We start from the raw sequence: 20045 nt of genomic DNA, 5'->3' as shown, positions 1-20045 counted from the left end.
GCTCCGAAAGAGGCTGCCTAAGGACCATGATCGCCTTCCTCACTGCGAGCCGGAAGGGCCTCGGCTGGGCACTCTGCGCCTGGCTGGTTCTCCCACCACTTCCGGGCCGGGCCGCTGAAGGCGCGGGCTCTACCGATCGCTCCTCTTCGGGGGAGCCGAAGATTCCGTTCGAGCAGGCGTGCCCGAAGAAGGAAGCCGATCCCCCTCCCCAGCTCGTCGCGGGCAAGGGGCTTCTGCTGAGCGAGGTGACGCGCAAAGCCCTGCGGATCGAGACGGCTCCGGTGATCGTCCACGACCTGACCCCACAGCTGAGCGGCAGCGCCCAAGTCTACCAAGGGGCCGCGGAACGAGCGCAGCCAAGCAGCTCGACTCGGCCGGGCCTCGCTTACGCCACGGTGTTCATCGATCCCCGGACGGCGGAAAAGCTCAAGGTTGGCAATCTGGTCCGCCTGCGCCACAAGGGTCAGCCTCCGCAGGAGGGGACCGAGAGGTCGGGGAAGATCTTTCAAATCGACCAGGAGCTCGTTCCGGTGACCGGGCAGGCGGAGCTCCTGATCGAGTTTCCCGATCCCTCGAGCGACTTCCCGGTGGGCACCTGGATCGAATTCACCACGCCGCTCGGGAGCGATGCCTCCCATCTTGCGGTCCCCCAGAGCGCCCTCCTGGCAACCGCCGAAGGGAACTTCGTCTACGTCTGGGATGGCCGGTTTTATCGGCGCACGCCAATTACCCTCTCCTTTTCGACCGATGGGCTAGTCGCGATCGTGGGAGACCCGCCCGCCGGCACTCCCGTGGTCTCGCACGGAGCCGAAGATCTCTGGCTTCTCGAGCTTTCGCTCCGCCAGGGCTTGACCCGGGGTTCCGAATGAGGACGGATTGCGCTATGCTCAGGCCCCTTCCTCGCTCGGGGAGCACGCAATGATTCGGCGACTTTTGGGCTTTGCGCTGCGGCGGAGGGGACTGATCCTCTCCGCCGCGGTCGGACTGCTGGGTGCTGGCTGCTGGTCCGCGCTCCAGATTCCCATCGACGCAGTCCCCGACATCACCAGCCCCATGGTGCAGGTCAATACGGCCGTTCCGGCCTTGGCCCCCGAGGAGATCGAGAAGCTGGTCACCTTTCCTCTGGAGATCGAGCTCTCCGGCATTCCCGGCATGGTGACAATGCGCTCGCTCTCCAAGTTCGGGCTCTCCCAAGTCACGATGATCTTCCGGGACGGAACCGACCTCTACCGGAGTCGGCAGCTGGTCAGCGAGCGGCTCCTGACGGCGGCGGCCAAGCTCCCCCGCGATCTGACCCCGACGCTGGCGCCGATCGCCACGGGAATGGGCGAGATCCTCTACTACACGCTCGACTATCGACCGGATGCGAAGGAGAAGCCACCCACCGAGATGCTCCGCCTCATGGAGCTACGCCTCCTGCAGGAATACACGGTCAAGCCCCTTCTGCGCATGGTCCAGGGAGTGGCGGACATCAATACGAGCGGCGGCTACCAGAAGCTGATCCTGGTCGAGCCGAACCCGGAGAGCCTCTTCCACGCCGGCATCACCGCCTCCGAGCTCGCCTCCCTGGTCGGAAAGAATGTGGAAAACGTGGGGGGTGCCGTCATCGACCAGGCGGGGCAGCAGCTCTTCGTCCGCTCTCTTGGCCGGGTCGAGGACCTGACGCAGATCGAACGGCTGCCGGTCAAGTACGGGGGATCGGCCAAGCCGATCCTCGTCAGCGATCTCGCACGGGTAACCGTCGGACCCAACATCCGGACGGGAGCGGCAACCTTCAACGGCAAGGAGACCGTCCTCGGAACCGTCCTGATGCTCATTGGAGAAAATGCACTGACCGTTGCCGGACGCGCCAAGGAGAAGATGGCGGAAATCCAGCAGCGCCTTCCTCCCGGGGTCGAGCTTCGGATCGTCTACGATCAATCGGACCTGGTGAAGCGGACGATCCACACCGTCATTCGGAACCTCTCGGAAGGGGCGCTCCTCGTCATCGGTGTCCTCTTTTTCCTGATCACCAATGTCCGCGCCAGCCTGCTCGTCGCCTCGGTCATCCCCCTCTCGTTTCTCTTTGCGATCTGCCTCATGCGTCCCCTCCATGTTTCGGCGAACCTGATGAGCCTGGGGGCGATCGACTTCGGCCTGCTCGTCGACGGAGCGGTGGTGATCGTGGAAAACACGATCCGCGAGGTCGCCCGTCGCCAGGCGCAGCTCGGTCGGACGCTCACCCCCGCCGAGCGCCAGTCGGCCATACTCGGAGCCGCCGAGCAGGTCGGCCCCTCCGTCTTCTTTGGCGTGCTGGTGATCGCCGTCGTCTATTTTCCGATCCTGGCCTTGGGCGGAATCGAAGGAAAGATGTTCCGGCCGATGGCGCTGACCGTCATCCTGGCCCTCTCCGGCTCCCTGCTGCTCGCCCTCAGCTATGTTCCCGCCGGGGCATCGCTCTGGCTCGCAAAGACGCTCCACGATCGGGAAAGCCCGCTGATCCGATGGGCGCGGGCGCTCTACACCCCGGCGCTCCGGTGGACGCTCGGATGGGGAGGGCCGATCGTCGTACTCTCGGTCTTCGGCCTCTTTGCGCTCTCTCTCTTCACCTTGAGCCGGCTGGGGGCGGTCTTCGTGCCGCGGCTCAACGAAGGATCCTTCACCGTGATGGTCTACAAGACCTGGTCGATGGGACTCCCCGCCTCGATGGAGATGGAAAAGGAGACCGAAAGGATGCTGCTCGCTCGCGTTCCCGAGATCACGCTCATCTTCTCCCGAGCGGGAACCCCGGATATCGCCACCGATCCGATGCCCCAGAACGAGAATGACACCTACTTGATCCTCCGTCCGCCGGAGGAGTGGCGCAAGGAGGGCGGGAAGCCGATCAGCCGGGATCGGTTGATCGAGATCATTCAAGAGGAGATTGCCACGCGGGCTCCCGGGCAGGGGATGGTCTTCGGCCAGCCGATCGAGATGCGCTTCAACGAGATGCTGGAGGGAGAAAAGGCCGACTTGGCCGCAAAATGGTATGGGTCCGACTTCGACGTCCTCGAGCCCCTGGCGGCAAAGACCATGGAGATCTTGCAGAAGATTCCCGGAGCGATCGACGTGGAGATGCAGTCGGCGGGCCGCGCTCCCTCGCTCGAGTTCGCGCCCGACCGGGCGGCCATGGGCCGGTTCACGGTGGAAGCCGGCGAGATCAACGCCGCAGTGGCTACTTCGATGGGTGGGCAAGTGGTGGGGATGATGATCGACGGAGAGCGGCGTTATCCCGTCGTCGTACGGCTTCCCGAAGCCTTGCGCTCCGACCCCAAGGCGATCCTCCGGCTCCCCGTGCGAAGCGAATCAGGAGGGCTCCTTCCGCTGGGTGAGGTCGGCAAGTATAGTGTCGAAAACCGGGTGCGGATCATCCACCGCTCGGGAGGAATCCGCTACCAGCCGGTGCAGGTCACCTTGGGCAGCCGGGACGTGGCCGGCTTCGTTCGGGAAGCCCAGAGCCGCATCTCCCGGGAGATCCAGGTTCCGCGGGGCTACTTCCTCGAATTTGGCGGCCAGTACCAGAATCTCCTTCGCGCGCAGGCTCGGCTGGCGGTGATCGTTCCCGCAGCTCTCCTGCTCATCTTCTTCTTGCTCTTCACGGCCCTGGGGAACTTCCGCCAGACCGCACTCGTGCTCGCGAGCGTGCCGGTCGCCATCACCGGCGGGGTCTTCGCGCTGCAATGGGCCGGGCTGCCATTCAGCCTCTCGGCCGCCGTCGGCTTCATCGCCCTCTCCGGAATTGCCGTGCTGGCCGCCCTGGTGCTGGTCTCCTTCTTCAACCACCTCCGAGCGGAAGGGCACGGAGTCGCCGAAGCCGTCTGGGAAGGCTGCCAGATCCGCCTCCGTCCCATCCTCATGACCGCCACGGTGGCGAGCCTCGGCTTCTTGCCGATGGCGCTGGCCCAAGGCGCGGGGGCAGAGGTCCAGCGGCCTCTGGCGATCGTCGTCATCGGCGGCATCCTCTCCTCCACCCTTCTCTCCCTTCTTCTCTTGCCCACCCTCTATTCCTGGACGGAAGGATGGCGGGAGCGCGCTCGCCGACGCAAGAGCCAGCGGCTCGCCGACGGAGCGCCGCGCCCGTTCGCCGGGGAACCGATTCCTCGCTCTCCCGAGGGATGAAGCCTGAGGATCATTTCGCCTCCTCGCCCTCCGGCTCGGCCGGAAGCGATGGCCTGCCCACGGTCCGGAGGGCATCGTGATCCACGCTCTGCTCCGTCTTGCCATCCGTCGGCGCGAATGGATCTTCTTCGCCTCGGCCGCTCTCTTGGTCCTCGGCCTCTGGGCGGCTCTCCGCCTCCCCATCGACGCGGTTCCCGACATCACCAACCCCATGGTGCAGGTGAATACCGTCGTCCCTTCGCTGGCGCCGGAGGAGATCGAAAAGCTCGTCACCTTCCCCTTGGAGGTCGAGCTCGCGGGAATCCCCCGGCTCGAGGTGATGCGCTCGCTCTCCAAGTTCGGCCTCTCCCAGGTAACGCTGATCTTCCGCGACGGCACCGACATCTACCGGAGCCGGCAGCTCGTCAGCGAGCGGCTGCTTGCGGTGCAGGCCAAGCTTCCGCGTGACCTGAGCCCAACGCTCGCCCCAATGGCCACCGGCCTGGGAGAAATTCTCTACTACTCCCTCGAATACCGTCCGGAAGCCAAGGACAAGCCTCCGACCGAGATGCTCCAGCTCATGGAGCTGCGGCTGCTCCAGGAATACACGGTCAAGCCCCTTCTCCGCATGGTCCAGGGAGTGGCCGACATCAACACCAGCGGCGGCTTCGAAAAGCTGATCGTCGTCTCGCCCTCCGCCGAAAGCCTCTTCCACGCCGGATTGACCGTTCCTGAGCTCGCCTCGCTCGTCGGCAAGAACGTGCAGAACGCGGGAGGGGCGGTCGTCGACGAGACAGGACAGCAGCTCTTCGTCCGATCGCTCGGCCGAGTCGAAAGCCTGGAGCAGATCGAGCAACTCCCGATCAAATATGCGGGGAGCCCCCGTCCGCTCCTGGTCGGCGATCTGGCGAGGGTCGCGGTCGGACCGAACATCCGCACGGGAGCGGCGACCGTCAACGGCAAGGAGGCGGTGGTCGGCACCGTGCTCATGCTGATCGGGGAGAACGCCCGGGCCGTCGCGACCCGTGTCAAGGAAAAGATGGCCGAAATCCGGAAGCGGCTTCCTCCGTCCGTCGACATGCGGATTCTCTACGATCAGTCAGAGCTGGTCGGCCGGACGATTCAAACGGTCGTCCAAAACCTCGCCGAGGGCGCCCTGCTCGTCGTCGGCGTCCTCTTTCTCCTGGTGGGCGACGTCCGGGCCAGCCTGCTGGTCACCTCCGTGATCCCGCTCTCCTTTCTTTTTGCGCTTCTGGCCATGGGTCCCCTGCAGATCTCCGCCAACTTGATGAGCCTGGGCGCTCTCGACTTCGGCTTGCTCGTCGACGGTGCGGTCGTTCTCGTCGACAACGCCCTGCGCGAGCTCTCCCGGCGGTATCACCGCCGCATGCACCCGTTGAGCTCCCGGCAGAGGCTTTCCGCCGTCCTCTTCGCTGCCGAGCAGGTCGGACCTTCGGTCTTCTTCGGCGTGCTCGTCATCACCGTGGTCTACGTCCCGATCCTTTCCTTGGGAGGGATCGAGGGGAAGATGTTCCGTCCGATGGCTTTCTCGGTCATCCTCGCCCTTTCGGGATCTCTCCTCCTCGCCCTCACCTACGTTCCCGCCGCCGCCGCAGTCTCTCTCCGAGAGAACCCCTCCGGCCGGGAGACCTGGCTCATCCGTCTCGCTCGGAGCGCCTATCTTCCCATCCTGCGATGGACCCTCGGGCGGGGTGGAATTCTGGTGGTCGGCGGCTCCTTTGCGGCCTTCGCCCTCGCTCTCTGGACGCTGAGCCGCATGGGATCGGTCTTCGTCCCGCGTCTCGACGAGGGAGCCTTCACGATCGAATTCTACAAGGCGCCCTCGGTCAGCCTGGAAGCTTCGGTCGCCATCGAAAAGGCAACCGAGCAGATGCTCCTCTCCCGCATCCCGGAGGCGGACCTTCTCTTTTCGCGGACCGGCACCTCCGAGATCGCGACCGATCCCATGCCTCCCAATGAGAACGACCTCTACATGATGCTCCGGCCCCGCTCGCAATGGCGCAAGGAGAACGGACGCCCGATCGACCGGGAGAGATTGATCGAGATCATCTCCCAGGAGGTGGAGATGCGCGTCCCTGGACAGACCATGCTCTTCGTCCAGCCGATCGAGATGCGCTTCAACGACATGCTCGAGGGCCAGCGCGCGGAGCTGGCCGTCAAGTGGTTCGGACCCGATTATGATGTGCTGGAAGGCCTGGCGAGGCGCACCCAGGAAATTCTCCGGACGATCCCGGGCGCCCTCGAGGTCGAGTTTCAATCGGCGGGCCGCTGTCCCTCCTTAGAATACGTTCCCGACCGTGCAGCGATGGAGCGATACATCGTCGAGTCCGCGGAAATCAACAGCGCGATCGGCTCGGGCGTCGGGGGAGAGACGGTCGGGACCATCATCGACGGGGAGCGCCGCTACCCGATCGTCATCCGCCTCCCGGAAGCGGAAAGGAGCGATCCCGAGCGGGTTCTCCGGCTTCCGGTCCGCAGCGAAAGCGGGGGCCTGCTTCCGCTCGGTGAAGTCGCCGACTACGCGGTGCGGGACCGGGTTCGGATGATCCACCGAGGGAGCGGAATCCGCTACCAAGTGCTGGAGGTGACCCTCGGCAGCCGGGACCTGGAAGGCTTCGTGCGCGAAGCGAAGGCACGCATTCTCCGCACCGTGCATCCTCCGGCGGGATACTTCCTCGAGTTCGGCGGTCAGTACCAGAACCTGGTGCATGCGCAGGCCCGGCTGGCCGTCATCGTCCCTGCGGGCCTCCTGCTCATCGCTTTCCTTCTCTATACGGCCCTCGGCAGCGTGCGGCAGACCCTGCTCGTGCTCGTCAGCGTCCCCGTTGCGGCAACCGGAGGGATCTTTTCCCTCCGGCTCATGAACCTGCCCTTCAGCCTCTCGGCCGCCGTCGGCTTCATCGCCCTTTCGGGCATCGCCACCCTCGCCTCGCTCGTCCTGATCTCCTTCTTCAACCAGCTGCGGAGCGAAGGCAAGACCGTGCGCGAGTCGGTCTGGGAAGGCTGCCAGATCCGCTTGCGCCCCGTGCTCATGACCGCCGCCGTCGCAAGCCTCGGCTTCCTTCCCATGGCGCTGGCGCAGGGTGCCGGGGCCGAAGTCCAGCGCCCCCTCGCCCTCGTGGTCATCGGGGGCGTCCTCTCTTCGACCCTCCTCTCCCTCCTCCTCCTGCCAGCCCTCTACTCCTGGACGGAGCGGGACCGCAGAAAGGTGGCACCTCCGGGGCGCCCGACGGCAGGAGATGGGATCTCCGCCTCCGATTCTCAAGAGCCACGCATCGCCCCGGCGGAAGAGCCTTCGTGAAGCCAGTCCTTCCTCCTTCTGCAGGCAGGTCCGATGCGCGCCGGCCGGCATTCCGGCTGCTCCGCCACCGAAACGGGCTGGTTGCCACCTTGACCCTGATCGCCATCGCTCTCCATCTGGCGCTCCGCTTCGGGTTCCGATCACAAACGAGCCTCTACGACGCTCCACTTCTGCTCGCACTGGGAGCGGGCGGGCTTCCGCTCGTGTATGAGCTAGGGAAGAAAGCGCTCCGACGCGAGCTCGGATCGGATCTCCTCGCCGGCCTCTCCATCGTTGCCTCGCTCTTCCTTGGGGAATACCTCGCCGGGGCGATCATCGTGCTCATGCTCTCGGGGGGAGAGCTCTTGGAAAGCTTCGCTGCGGGAGAGGCCTCCTCGGTATTGCGCGCCCTGGCCAGGCGGATGCCTTCGACCGTCCATCGGAAGGGGCCCTCCGGGCTCGAGGAGGCCCCCCTCTCGACGGTTCGCATCGGCGATCGGCTCGTCGTTTTTCCCCATGAGACCTGCCCAGTGGATGGCATCGTCATCGAAGGGCAGGGAGAGATGGACGAGGCCTACCTGACGGGCGAACCTTTTCGGATCCGGAAGACCTCGGGTGCCGCAGTCCTCTCGGGCGCGGTCAACGGGGAATCGGCGCTGACCGTGCGGGCGACTCGCCTGGCCGAGGATTCCCGCTACGCGAAAATCATGGCCGTGATGGCTCGGGCCGAACAGGAGCGCCCAAGGCTTCGCCGTCTCGCGGACACCCTCGCCGTCTACTACACTCCCGCAGCGGTCGCCCTCGCCGGGGCGACTTGGCTCTTCACCGGCCAGCCGGTCCGCTTTCTGGCCGTGCTCGTGATCGCGACTCCCTGCCCGCTCATCCTTGCTATTCCCGTGGCCATCATCGGCGCGATCTCCCTCTGTGCCCGCCGATCGATCATCGTCAAGGCTCCGGCGGCGCTCGAGCAGGTGACTCAATGCCGAACCGCCCTTTTCGACAAGACCGGTACGCTCACCTATGGCGAGCCTCGACTAACCGACCTCGCTATCGGGGAGGGTTTTTGCCGAAGGGAGGTGCTGGAGGCCGCAGCGGGCGTCGAACGCTATTCGAAGCATCCACTCGCGCGCGCGATCCTCGCCGCCGCCCGGGAAGAGGGAGTCGCCCCGCCCGAGGCTTCGGAGGTGAGCGAGCCGCCCGGTCAGGGGCTCACCGGAGTGGTCGCTGGGCGCCGGGTACGGATTATCGGACGCTCCCGGCTCACCGCGGCAGAGATCGAGGAAGCTGAGCTCCCACCTTCTTCCGGCGGCCTTGAGTGCATCGTCTGGATCGGGGGCCGCTATGCCGCCGCGTGCCGCTTCCGGGACACGCCGCGCCGCGAGAGCCGTTCCTTCGTGGCCCATCTGGGGCCCAAGCACCAGCTCCACCGGACGATTCTCGTCTCCGGGGACCGCGAATCCGAGGTCCGCTATCTCGCCGAGGAAGTGGGCATCCGGGAGCTCCACGCCGGTCAGACGCCGGAAGAAAAGCTGGCGCTCGTGCGGAAGGAGACGACGCGAGCCAAGACGCTCTACGTCGGCGATGGGATCAACGATGCCCCGGCCATGATGGCGGCCACGGTCGGTATGGCAATCGGGCAGCATGCCGACGTCACCGCCGAAGCCGCCGACGTGGTCTCCTTGGAGAACTCACTGCGAAAGGTCGACGAGTTCCTCCACATCAGCCGGCGCATGCGGAGGATTGCGCTGCAGAGCGCCATCGGCGGCATGTTGCTGAGCCTGGGCGGCATGCTGGTCGCGGCGGGCGGCCGGCTAACCCCCGTCGAAGGCGCAATCGCCCAGGAGCTGATCGACATCCTCGCCATCGGGAACGCGCTTCGCGCCGCCCTACCTCCACGAATCCTCCATGATTTGTGAGGGGAAGGTCGCATGATGCCGACGGCTCGAATCGGCTTGCCGATCCAATCGCGCGGCCTTCGCGGCAGCGCGTCCCGGGTCTGGTTTTCCAGCCAGGGTCCGCTCCGAGGCCGAGCGAACCGCTTGCCCTTTGCCACAAAATGAAGCACCAATCTGAGGACGGTCAGGCGATGAAAGCGCCGGCTGAGCCATGAATGTCGTATGGAAATAGCAAGACCCGCGCTTCCAGCTCCGCCGCGAAGGCGCAAGCGCCATGGCGTCTTGGCGGCACCCCTGGTTGAGCCTCCCCCTCACTGGTGGCTCGACGCCGTCATCTACGAGGTGCATGTGAAGGCCTTCGCCGATGGAAACGGCGATGGCATCGGTGACTTCGTGGGCCTGGTCGATCGGCTCGATTACCTGAACAAGCTGGGGATCACCGCCATCTGGCTCCTCCCCTTCTACCCCTCGCCGCTGCGCGACGACGGATATGACATCGCCGACTACTACGGCGTCCATCCAAACTATGGAACCCTGAAGGAATTCGTCCGCTTCCTGGAAGAGGCCCATCGCCGGAAGATCCGCGTGATCACCGAGCTCGTCCTCAATCACACCTCCGACCAGCACCCCTGGTTCCAGCGGGCGCGACGCGCTCCCGCCAAGAGCCGCTGGCGGAACTACTACGTCTGGAGCGACACCCCGAATCGCTACACCCAGGCCCGGATCATCTTCCAGGACTTCGAGAGCTCGAATTGGACCTGGGATGCGACGGCCCGCGCCTACTTCTGGCACCGCTTCTACTCCCATCAGCCCGACTTGAACTACGATAATCCCGAGGTTCAGAAGGAAGTCCTGGCGGTGATCGATTTCTGGCTCGGCTTGGGCGTCGACGGCCTCCGGCTCGACGCGGTGCCCTATCTTTTCGAGCGCGAGGGAACCAATTGCGAAAACCTCCCCGAAAGTCACGCCTTCTTAAAGGAGCTGCGCCGCTACATCGACAGCCGCTATGCCAACCGGATGCTGCTGGCGGAGGCCAATCAATGGCCGGAGGATGCGGCGGCCTACTTCGGCCAGGGCGACGAATGCCACATGGCCTTTCATTTCCCCGTCATGCCTCGCCTCTTCATGGCGATGCATATGGAGGAGCGCTACCCGATCGTCGACATCCTGGAGCAGACGCCGCAAATCCCGGCGGGCTGCCGTTGGGCGACCTTTCTCCGGAATCACGACGAGCTGACCCTCGAGATGGTGACCGACGAGGAGCGCGACTACATGTTCCGGGTCTATGCCAAGGATCGGCGCGCCCGCCTCAACCTCGGCATCCGCCGGCGGCTCGCTCCGCTCCTGCAAAACAACCGGAGGAAGATCGAGCTGCTCATGGTCCTCCTCTTCTCCCTGCCTGGCACGCCGATCCTCTATTACGGGGATGAGCTCGGCATGGGCGACAACATCTACCTTGGGGATCGCGACGGCGTGCGCACGCCGATGCAATGGAGCGCGGACAAGAACGCCGGCTTTTCCCGAGCCAACCCGCAAAAGCTCTATCTTCCGGTCATCATCGATCCGGAATATCACTATGAGACGATCAACGCGGAGCTCGAGGAGAACAACCTCTCCTCCCTGCTCTGGTGGACACGGCGGGTCATCGCGATGCGCCAGCGCTTCTCGGCCTTCCGCCGAGGAACCCTCCAGTTCGTCCATTCCCAGAACCCGAAGGTGCTCTCCTTCCTCCGCTCCGACGGAGAGCAGCACATCCTCGTAGTCATCAACCTCTCCCGGTTCAGCCAGGTGGCGCAACTTCCGCTCGCAAGCTTCCTGGGTTCGGCTCCCGAGGAGGTCTTCGGGCGCATGCGCTTTCCCGAGATCACCGACCAACCCTACACCTTTACGCTCGGTCCCTACGGCCACTTCTGGTTCGAGCTCCATCCTCCGACGGCAACTCCTTCGAGCTCCCGAGAACGGATCGCAGTGCTCCCAGAACCGCCGAGCATCGAATTTTGGCTTTCGGACCGGGGACGAGCCTTTGCGGGGGAAGCCTTGCCCGACTATCTCGCCCACGAGCGCTGGTCCACACGGTCCCCTCGGAGGCTCACCCAAGCGGTCGCGGAGGATGCCCTCGAGGTCGAAACCCTCCGCTCCTTGGGGGAGCCGGTGCAAGCGGTCCTCTTTCGCCTCTCCTACTCTGAGGGAGAAGCCGGGCTTGCGTTCTGCGGCTGGCTTCCCGTCGAGGGGGAGGAGGCCGAACGCCTCCTCGCGAAGGAGCCGCAGAAGGTCTTCGCCCGGTATGCGCGCGACGGAAAGACCGGTGTTTTGATCGATGCCTTCTTGGACCCCGCCTTCCGCGCCTGGGTGCTCGACTGGCTGGCTTCCCGCAGGCGCCTCTCCTTGCAGACCGGTGTCATCCAGGCACGGCCCGCAGCTTTCCTGGAGGATCTCCGCCGGAAGGGAGACCTTCCCACCGAATCGGAGCTTCTCCCCCCAGCCCGACAGAGCCGCACGGTGCTCTACGAGAAGAGGCTCGCCCTGCGATGCTACGCGAAGCTCGAGGAGGGCCCGAATCCGGATGTCGAGATGGCCCGCTACCTGGGAGAGCATCGGCTTTCCCCTCCTTTCGTGCCACGCTATGCGGGAACACTCGACCTTCAACGGCGGCAGGGGGGCGTCATCGCCCTGGCGCTCCTCCAGGAATTCCCGCCCATTGAAGCCGATGGCTGGTGCCTGGCGCTCGATGCGGCGAGCCGGTTCCTGGAGAGAGCCTTGGGTCAGCGATCGGTCCTGGCCGATTTTTCCCCACTCTTGCGCTCAGCACCGGAAAGCTGGCCGCAAGAGACGGTTCACCTGATCGAAGGCGTCTTCTGCGAGCAGCTCCGTCTTCTGGGCGGACGAACCGCGGAGATGCATCGAGCCCTCGCAAGCGAAACGACCGACCCGGCATTTTCCCCGGAAGCGTTCACCCCCTGGTCCCAGCGTTCCCTCTTCCAGGTGGCGCTCGAAACCCACCGGCGCGTCGGCCGCTGGTTTGACCTCCGTCCGGAAGAGTCCGAGCGGCGGGAATGGCAGGCGATCTCGGACCCGCTGGAAAAGGCTCTGGCTTCCTTCCTCGGACCCGTGATCCGCGCCACCAAGATCCGCGTTCATGGAGACTATCATCTCGGGCGGCTCCGCTTCACCGGGAAGGACTTCGTGATCGCCGACTTCGAGGGGGAGTTCTACCGGCCCCTCTCGGAGCGGCGGCTCAAGCGTCCCGCACACCGGGATGTCGCCAGCCTCATCACCTCCCTCTACGCTGCGGCTTTCGCCGCGCTCAACCGGAACGGCAGCCTTCCCGAGACCGATCATCCCTGGATGCAAGCGGCAGCCGAAGGCTGGTGGTTCTACGCGAGCCATGTGCTCTGGCGGAGCTACCGCGAAGCGATGGGCGAGGCTCCCTGCTGCCCCGCTTCCCCGGAGGAGTCGGCTCGGCTCCTTGGGTTCTGCCTTGTGGAGCGCGGTCTCTCCGAGCTAGACTTTGCGCTCCATTGGGAGCCCGAGGCGACGACCGCCCGGCTCCGCTTCCTCAACACGGTGTTGGAGCACCAGATCTATGTTTGAGCGATTCTTGCCGGGGAACCCCTACCCCTTGGGAGCCTCTTGGGACGGCCGAGGAGTCAACTTCGCCCTCTTCTCTGCGGCCGCAAGCAAGGTCGAGCTCTGCCTCTATTCCGAAGACCGGCGCGAAGCCCAACGGATCCCCGTGGAAGAATGGACCGGCGAGGTCTGGCACGTCTACGTTCCCGGAATGCTGCCGGGTCAGCTCTACGGCTACCGGATCTCTGGCCCCTACGAGCCTTCGCACGGTCATCGATTCAATCCGAGCAAGGTCCTCCTCGATCCCTATGCCCGAGAGATCGGTGCGGATCTGCGGTGGGACGACACCCTTTTCGGCTATCCGATCGGCCATCCAGACCAGGATCTCGCGCTCGATTCCCGGGACGATGCCTCCTTCGTCCCCTTGGCCCGCGTCGCCCACACCGTCTTTCCCTGGGGAGAGGATCGCCTTCCACGGGTGCCCTGGCACAAGACGATCATTTATGAAGCCCACGTCAAAGGGCTGACCCAGCGCCATCCGAAGATCCCGCCCGAGCTCCGGGGCACCTACCTCGGCCTGGCTCACGACGAGATGATCCGCTACTTCCTGGAGCTTGGCATCACGGCGATCGAGCTCCTCCCGGTCCATCATCACGTCGATGAACGGGTGCTGGTCGAAAGGGGGCTCTCCAACTACTGGGGCTACAACACGATCGCCTTCTTCGCCCCCGATTCCCGCTACGCGGTCCGAGACTGCAGCCTCACCCACACCGAGCAGTTCCAGTCGATGGTCCGATCCCTCCATCTTCACGGGATCGAGGTCATCCTCGACGTCGTCTACAACCATACGGCGGAAGGGAACCACCTCGGACCCACCCTCTCGTTCCGGGGCATCGACAATCTCTCCTACTACCGGCTTTCCCCGGAAGAGCTCCGCTACTACGTCGATTTCACGGGTACCGGCAACACCCTCAACATGCGCCATCCGCGGGTGCTCCAGCTCATCATGGACAGCCTCCGCTACTGGGTGACCGAGATGCACGTCGATGGCTTCCGCTTCGATCTGGCCAGCAGCCTGGCCCGGGAGTTCTTCGAGGTCGATCGGCTCTCCGCCTTCTTCGATCTCATTCACCAGGATCCGGTCCTCTCCCGCGTCAAGCTGATCGCCGAGCCTTGGGATCTTGGGCCGGGCGGCTACCAGGTCGGGAACTTTCCCGTCGGCTGGGCGGAATGGAACGGGCAATATCGGGACTGCATTCGCCGGTTCTGGAAGGGGGAGGGCGGGCTCGTCTCGGAGTTCGCGACTCGGCTGGCCGGGTCGAGCGACCTCTACGAGGCGAGCGGAAAGCGCCCCTACGCGAGCATCAACTTCCTCACCTGCCACGATGGCTTTACCCTCCAGGACCTGGTTGCCTACGAGCAGAAGCACAACGAGGCCAACGGGGAGGGAAACCGTGACGGCACCGACGCCAACTGGAGCTGGAACTGCGGGGTGGAAGGGCCAACGGAGGATCCTGGGGTCCTGGCCCTCCGCACCAAGCAGAAGCTCAACTTCTGGCTCACCCTCCTCACCTCGCAAGGAGTGCCGATGGTCCGGGCGGGCGATGAGCTCTGTCAGAGCCAGTCGGGCAACAACAACGCCTATTGTCAGGACAACGAACTTTCCTGGCTCGACTGGGAGCCGACGAAGGAGAAGCTCTTTTTCATCCAGCTGGTCCAGAAGCTCATCTGGCTGCGGCGCAAGGAGCCGGTCTTTCACCGGCGCCACTTCTTTCAAGGAAGATCGATCCACGGCATGGAGATCCGCGACGTGGTCTGGCTGGGACCCTCCGGGAAGCCCATGGACGAATCGGAGTGGACCGCCCCTTCGGTCAAGTTCCTGGGAGTACGCCTTTCCGGAGACTTGACCGGGGTGGTCGACGAGTTCGGCAACCCGGTCGAGGGGAGCTCGATGCTCGCGCTCTTCAACGCCTCCGAGACCCCGGTTCGCTTCGTGCTCCCCAAGCGGCGCGAGGGGCTGCGCTGGGAGCGAATGCTCGACACCGCCCGGCCAATCTTGGCGCCGGATCCGCTGGATGCCGGGCTCGAGTACACGCTCGAAGGGCATAGCAGCGCCCTCTTCCGAGGGGAGCGTCCGGCAGAGCCGCTGCCGCCCGGAGAGTTTCTGGAACCCATCGCCGGCGACTAAGGTCCGGCGTCGAGAGACCCCGCCGGGACAGGGAAGAGGGCACCCCAACCACAGCAGGACGCATGAAGCCAGGAGCCTTTCTCACCCGGGACGGATGCCATTTCTGCGTCTGGGCGCCTAACCCTTCTCGCTGCGAGCTTTCCCTCGTCGAGCCGGTCCAACGCCTCCACCCGATGGAGAAGGAGAGCGCCGGCTACTGGACGGTCACCCTGCCCGAAGCTGGGCCCGGGTGGCTCTACCGCTATCGGCTCGAGGGCGAGCGCGAATTTCCGGATCCCGCGAGCCGGTGCCAACCCCAAGGGGTACACGGCCCTTCGGAGGTCGTGGACGAGGCCTTTCCCTGGAACGATTCCTCCTGGCGAGGGCTCGAGCTGCCCGACTACGTCCTCTACGAGCTCCATGTCGGCACCTTTACGCCGGAAGGGAGCTTTGCCGCCATTCTTCCCAGGCTTCCGGAACTGCGCGAGCTGGGGATTCGCGCGATCGAGCTCATGCCCCTCGCCCAGTTCCCCGGCAGGCGCAACTGGGGCTATGACGGCGTCTACCCCTTCGCGGTGCAGGCCTCCTACGGCGGCATCCGCGGCCTCAAGACACTGGTCAACGGCTGCCACGAGGCCGGGCTCGCGGTGGTCCTCGATGTGGTCTACAACCATCTGGGGCCCGAGGGCAACTATCTCGCCCAGTTTGGCCCCTATTTCACCGACAGCTACCGCACACCCTGGGGAGCTGCGATCAACTTCGACGGAGCCGGGAGCGACGAGGTCCGGAGCTACTTTCTCGAGAATGCGCGTCGCTGGTTTGCCGAATTCCACATCGACGCCCTCCGGCTCGATGCGGTGCACGCCATTCATGACGAATCGGCCTTCCCGTTCCTCGAGGAGCTCGCTCTGCGGACACGCGAATGGGAGAGAGAGCTTGGCAGGCCGCTCGTCCTCTTCGCCGAGACCGACCGCAACGACCCGCGCCTGGTTCGACCCCGTCCGGCAGGCCTAGGCCTGCCCGCGCAGTGGTGTGACGACTTCCACCATGCGCTCCACAGCCTGCTGACCGGAGAGAAGCACGCCTACTATGTCGACTTCCAGGGTGTGAGCGATCTCGCCCAATCCTTGTCCCAAGGATATGTGCTCGATGGACGATTCTCCGCCTACCGGCAGCGACGCCATGGCGCCCCTCCCGAAGGGATCGAGCGGCATCAGCTCGTGGTCTTTGCCCAAAATCACGACCAGGTCGGCAATCGGGCGCATGGGGATCGGCTCTCGAATCTGGTCGATTTCCCTTCCCAAAAGATCGCTGCTGCCGCCCTCCTGCTTTCGGGCTTCCTCCCCCTCCTCTTCATGGGCGAGGAGTACGGAGAGCGCCGCCCCTTCCCTTACTTCGTCGACCACGAAGATCCAGAGCTTCGGGAAGCCGTGCGGAGCGGTCGCAGGCGGGAGTTTGCCGCCTTCCACGACGTGACGGGGGTGGAGATCCCCGACCCCGCAGCGGAGACGACCTTTTCCTCGGCCATCCTCGAATGGGAGCGCCGTCACGCCGAGAGCCACGGTGTGCTCTGGGAGCTCCACCGGGAGCTTCTCGCCCTGCGCGGGCGTTTTCCCATCCTCCAGCCCCGGGAATCGGTCGAGGTCACCGCCGAGGCCGACGAAGCGACGGGCCTCCTCCGCTTCCGGCGCCGGAGCTCCGCGGCGCGCGCCGATCTGTTCTTCAACTTTTCTCCCGCGGCGCAGCCGGTCGGGATCGAAGACGAGTTCCTCCCCGCTGAAAAGCGTTTTGACAGCGAGGAAGCGCGCTGGCTCGGGACGGCCACGATCGCTCCGAGTCACCTGGAGCCCGGAAGCCGCCTCATCCTCGCCCCTCGCAGCGTCGTGCTCTACGCGACGGAATGACGCTTTGGAACCCGGTCTTTTCCAAGATCTATCCATTGTTTCCACTGCGCCTGCCCCGACGCAATGAGGCCCGAGCGATCAGGCCTCCGAAATCCAGAGCGCAACGGGAAGCTCGGCCATCGCCTCGGAGAGCGGCACCCGTCCCTCCCAATGGCGAGGGCTTCCGGTGAAGGCGCAGCGCCAGGAAGCGGTGAGTGACTCGGGAAGCAAGGCCGAGGTGTCCTCCCAGATCGCCGGGCCGACCGGCGCCTCGTGGGGAGAGGAGAGCGCCGTAACGAAGCGAGGAACGATCGCAATCAGGTGCTGCGTCCCCCAGGAGCGGCGAAAGCCGAAGGCATGCTCGGCCTTCGTTCCCGAAAAGGAGAGCGGCTCGTAGCTCCCGGAGCGAAAGAGCTCCGGAGCGAGCCGACGGGCCTGAAGCGCCTTGTGGGTGACGAAGAGCTTGATCTTCCCGTCTTCCGGCTGCGCCAGAAGCGCTCCCCGGTAATCCGGCCGATGCGCTTCCCGCTCGATCTCGGCCAGCATCGAGCGCCGCAGCTCGAAGTCGACCGGCCTGCGGTTGTCGGGATCGACGAAGGAGAGATCCCACAGCTCCGTTCCTTGGTAAAAGTCGGGAACGCCGGGTGCCGCCACTTTGAGGACGACCTGCGAAAGCGCGTTGCACACGCCATAGCGGGCGATCCTCTGCTGAAACGGGAGAAAGGCCGCAAGGAACTCCCTTCCCTCCTTCCCATCGAGAATCCGATCGATGAAGGCGCAGCACTGCTCCTCGTAGAGCCGGTTTGGCTTCTGCCAACCCGAGAAGCTCCGCGCCTCCCGGCTCGCCTTGATGAAGTAGGCTTTGAAGCGCTCGCGGAACTCCTCCCTCTCCTCGCTCTTCCACGGCCAACCTCCGAGGAGTGCCTGGTAGATGAGATACTCCGCATTGGCGTCGGGAACGGGAAGATCGCCAATCCTCGTCTTCCTTCCCGCATTGATCTTGCTCCAACGCAAGAGAAGGGTCTCCCACTCCTCGGGAAGCTCAGCCAGCACGTTCAAGCGGGCGCGCGCATCCTCTCCGCGCTTCGCGTCATGCGTCATGGTCGCGTTGAGGGTGTGGGGCCAGCGGAGCCAGCGCCCTTGGAGAAAGCGGTGCAGCTCCTCCGCTTCGATCCCGAAGCGCGAGGGGTCGCTGCCGACCTCGTTGAGGGAAAGGAGCCGGTTGAAGACGTAGAACTGGCAATCCTCCAATCCCTTCGCCATCAGAGGACCGCTCAGCTGCTGAAAACGGAGGACGAAGTCGAGCGCCTGCTTCCGATCCTCCTCGGCGAGCTCGTGAGGCATCTCGCCGAGGAGGAAGCGACGGATGAACTCGAGCTCGGTCGTGAGCTGCGGCAGGTTCTCTTCCGCGGTCTGGATCGCCTCGTCGATCCACTTCCGATCCTCCGCGCCCGCTCCCTCCGCATCGACATACGAGCGGTAGACCGGAAAGCAGGAAAGCACTTCGACCAGAGCCCTGCGAACCGCATAGATCGTCACGTCCGGGCCAAACCAGAGACGGGCGCAGAGGGAGTGCATCATCAGGGCGATTCGTTCGAGATCCCCCGCCAAGCGGCGGCCGATCACAAACCGCTTCTTTTCGCGCAAGAGCCGGTCGTAATTCTGCTCGAGCCGGAGGAAATCCTCGTAGCAGCGTGTCCATGCGGCGGCGCTCCTCGTCGGGCAGAAGAGCTGCGTCACCATCGCCAGGAAGTCGTATCCGGTCGTGCCTTCCACCGGCCAATCCTTCGGCAGCTCTTCTCGGCCAAACCCGAGGATCTTCTCCACCACCGTATAGGTCTCGGGGAGCGCTTTCCGCAGGGTTTCGAGGTAGGCGCGAGGACGGTAGAGCCCGTCGATGTGATCGATGCGAAGCCCGGTAATCTTCCCTTCGGCGACCAGGCGCCGAATCAGGCGATGGACTCGGGCAAAGACCTCCTCCCGCTCGATGCGGACCGAGATGAGATCGTTGACCGTGAAGAATCGCCGGTAGTTGATCTCCTCGGAAGCCACTCGCCAGTGGGCGAAGCGGAAGTGCTGCTCGGAGAGCAGCTGATCCAGAAGTGCCAGCGACTGCTCGGTTGGCACCGCAGGGGAGATCCGGGCCAGGCTCCGATCGACCGAGCTCCGAATGAAGCCGTTCTTTTGATAGAGCTCTTCCAGGACCCCTTTGACGAAGGTCACCTGATCGGCTCTCTCCTCTCGACTCTCCGCCGAGTCGAGGTTGCGCACGGTGTAGATCACTCCGAGAAGCTTGAGATAGTCGGGATCCCGGCGCTCCAGGCGGTTGCGGATCTGCTGCTGCACTTGCGCCAGCACCGTCTCGTAGCTTTCGATGCGGAGGGGGAAGCGGTGATCGAAATAGGAGACCCAGAAGGTGCCTCGCTCGAAGGACAAGCGGATCTCCCCCTTTTGGAGCGCCTCGCCGTAGTGGGGCCCGAGAAACGGGGCGAGCACCCGGCCCCGCAGCGTCGGATAGGGATGGTTCCACTCGATGTCGAAGAATTCGTAAAACTCGGAATGAGGGCCGTTCTCGAAGACGTCCATCAAGAAGCGGTTTTCCTTGTCGTAGGCCATGTGGTTGGGAACTACGTCCTGGAGCCATCCCATCCCCCGGCCGTGGACGTTCTCCATGAGGCGGGCAAAGGATTCGGCGGAGCCCAGCTCCGGATTGAGCTCCCCAGGGTCGACGACATCGTAGCCATGGCTGCTGCCGGTCCGCGCCCGCGTGATCGGCGAAGCGTAGATATCCCCGATGCCGAGCTTGTCGAGGTAGGCGATGACCGGCTCGAGCGAGCCAAATCCTAGCTCTTTCCGTAGCTGAACGCGGTAAGTGGATACAGGAATGCGCATCTCGTGCCACTCGGGCCTAACTCATCCCAAAGCAACCAGGCTCGCGTTCTGGCGGATCCGCACTCCCGCCCCTCTCGGCCAAGGGTTTCGCCGCCTTTGACGATGACAGAGCCGGGAAGACGACCGCAGGCGCCCGCAGAAGGCCGGCCGGGCCAAGCCAAAGAACCGTTCCTCCTCCTCGCCCGTCCACTCACCCGAAAGCATGGCAAAGCCGCTCCCCGAAA

At 64.7% G+C, this 20045-nt stretch carries 8 protein-coding genes; 7 read left to right on the top strand and 1 reads right to left on the bottom strand.

Annotated features, from left to right (window positions below):
* The first annotated feature begins 26 nt into the window (after window positions 1-26).
* The 7 genes from MacB4_RS00270 (at window position 27) to treZ (ending at window position 16950) form a co-directional block, all read left to right on the top strand.
* On the top strand, window positions 27-869 hold the full coding sequence (locus MacB4_RS00270; RefSeq protein WP_206863919.1) for an efflux RND transporter periplasmic adaptor subunit: 843 nt from the start codon (window positions 27-29) through the stop codon (window positions 867-869).
* 49 nt (window positions 870-918) lie between these two features.
* Entirely contained in the window at window positions 919-4137 is a 3219-nt protein-coding gene (locus MacB4_RS00265) for an efflux RND transporter permease subunit (protein ID WP_206863918.1), read from the top strand.
* A 76-nt stretch (window positions 4138-4213) separates the two neighbouring features.
* Window positions 4214-7438 (top strand): efflux RND transporter permease subunit, encoded by a 3225-nt coding sequence (locus MacB4_RS00260; RefSeq protein ID WP_206863917.1) that lies wholly within the window; start codon window positions 4214-4216, stop codon window positions 7436-7438.
* Window positions 7435-9333: a heavy metal translocating P-type ATPase gene (locus tag MacB4_RS00255; protein WP_206863916.1), complete on the top strand. Its 1899-nt coding sequence runs from the start codon at window positions 7435-7437 to the stop codon at window positions 9331-9333. The genes MacB4_RS00260 and MacB4_RS00255 overlap by 4 nt, the downstream gene beginning before the upstream one ends.
* Window positions 9334-9534: 201 nt before the next feature.
* Window positions 9535-12903: a maltose alpha-D-glucosyltransferase gene (gene treS / locus MacB4_RS00250; RefSeq protein WP_206863915.1), complete on the top strand. Its 3369-nt coding sequence runs from the start codon at window positions 9535-9537 to the stop codon at window positions 12901-12903.
* A complete protein-coding gene (gene glgX, locus MacB4_RS00245) occupies window positions 12896-15067 on the top strand; it encodes a glycogen debranching protein GlgX (RefSeq protein WP_206863914.1) in 2172 nt (723 codons plus the stop codon). The genes treS and glgX overlap by 8 nt, the downstream gene beginning before the upstream one ends.
* 62 nt (window positions 15068-15129) lie before the next feature.
* On the top strand, window positions 15130-16950 hold the full coding sequence (gene treZ / locus MacB4_RS00240) for a malto-oligosyltrehalose trehalohydrolase (RefSeq protein WP_206863913.1): 1821 nt from the start codon (window positions 15130-15132) through the stop codon (window positions 16948-16950).
* Between the two features lie 78 nt (window positions 16951-17028).
* Here the strand turns inward: treZ and treY are convergent, their stop codons facing one another.
* Entirely contained in the window at window positions 17029-19821 is a 2793-nt protein-coding gene (gene treY, locus MacB4_RS00235) for a malto-oligosyltrehalose synthase (protein WP_206863912.1), read from the bottom strand.
* Window positions 19822-20045 lie beyond the last annotated feature (224 nt).

The organism is Methylacidimicrobium sp. B4 (assembly GCF_017310545.1).
Classification (GTDB): Bacteria; Verrucomicrobiota; Verrucomicrobiia; order Methylacidiphilales; family Methylacidiphilaceae; genus Methylacidimicrobium.
This window is presented reverse-complemented; position numbering and strand designations above follow the sequence as displayed.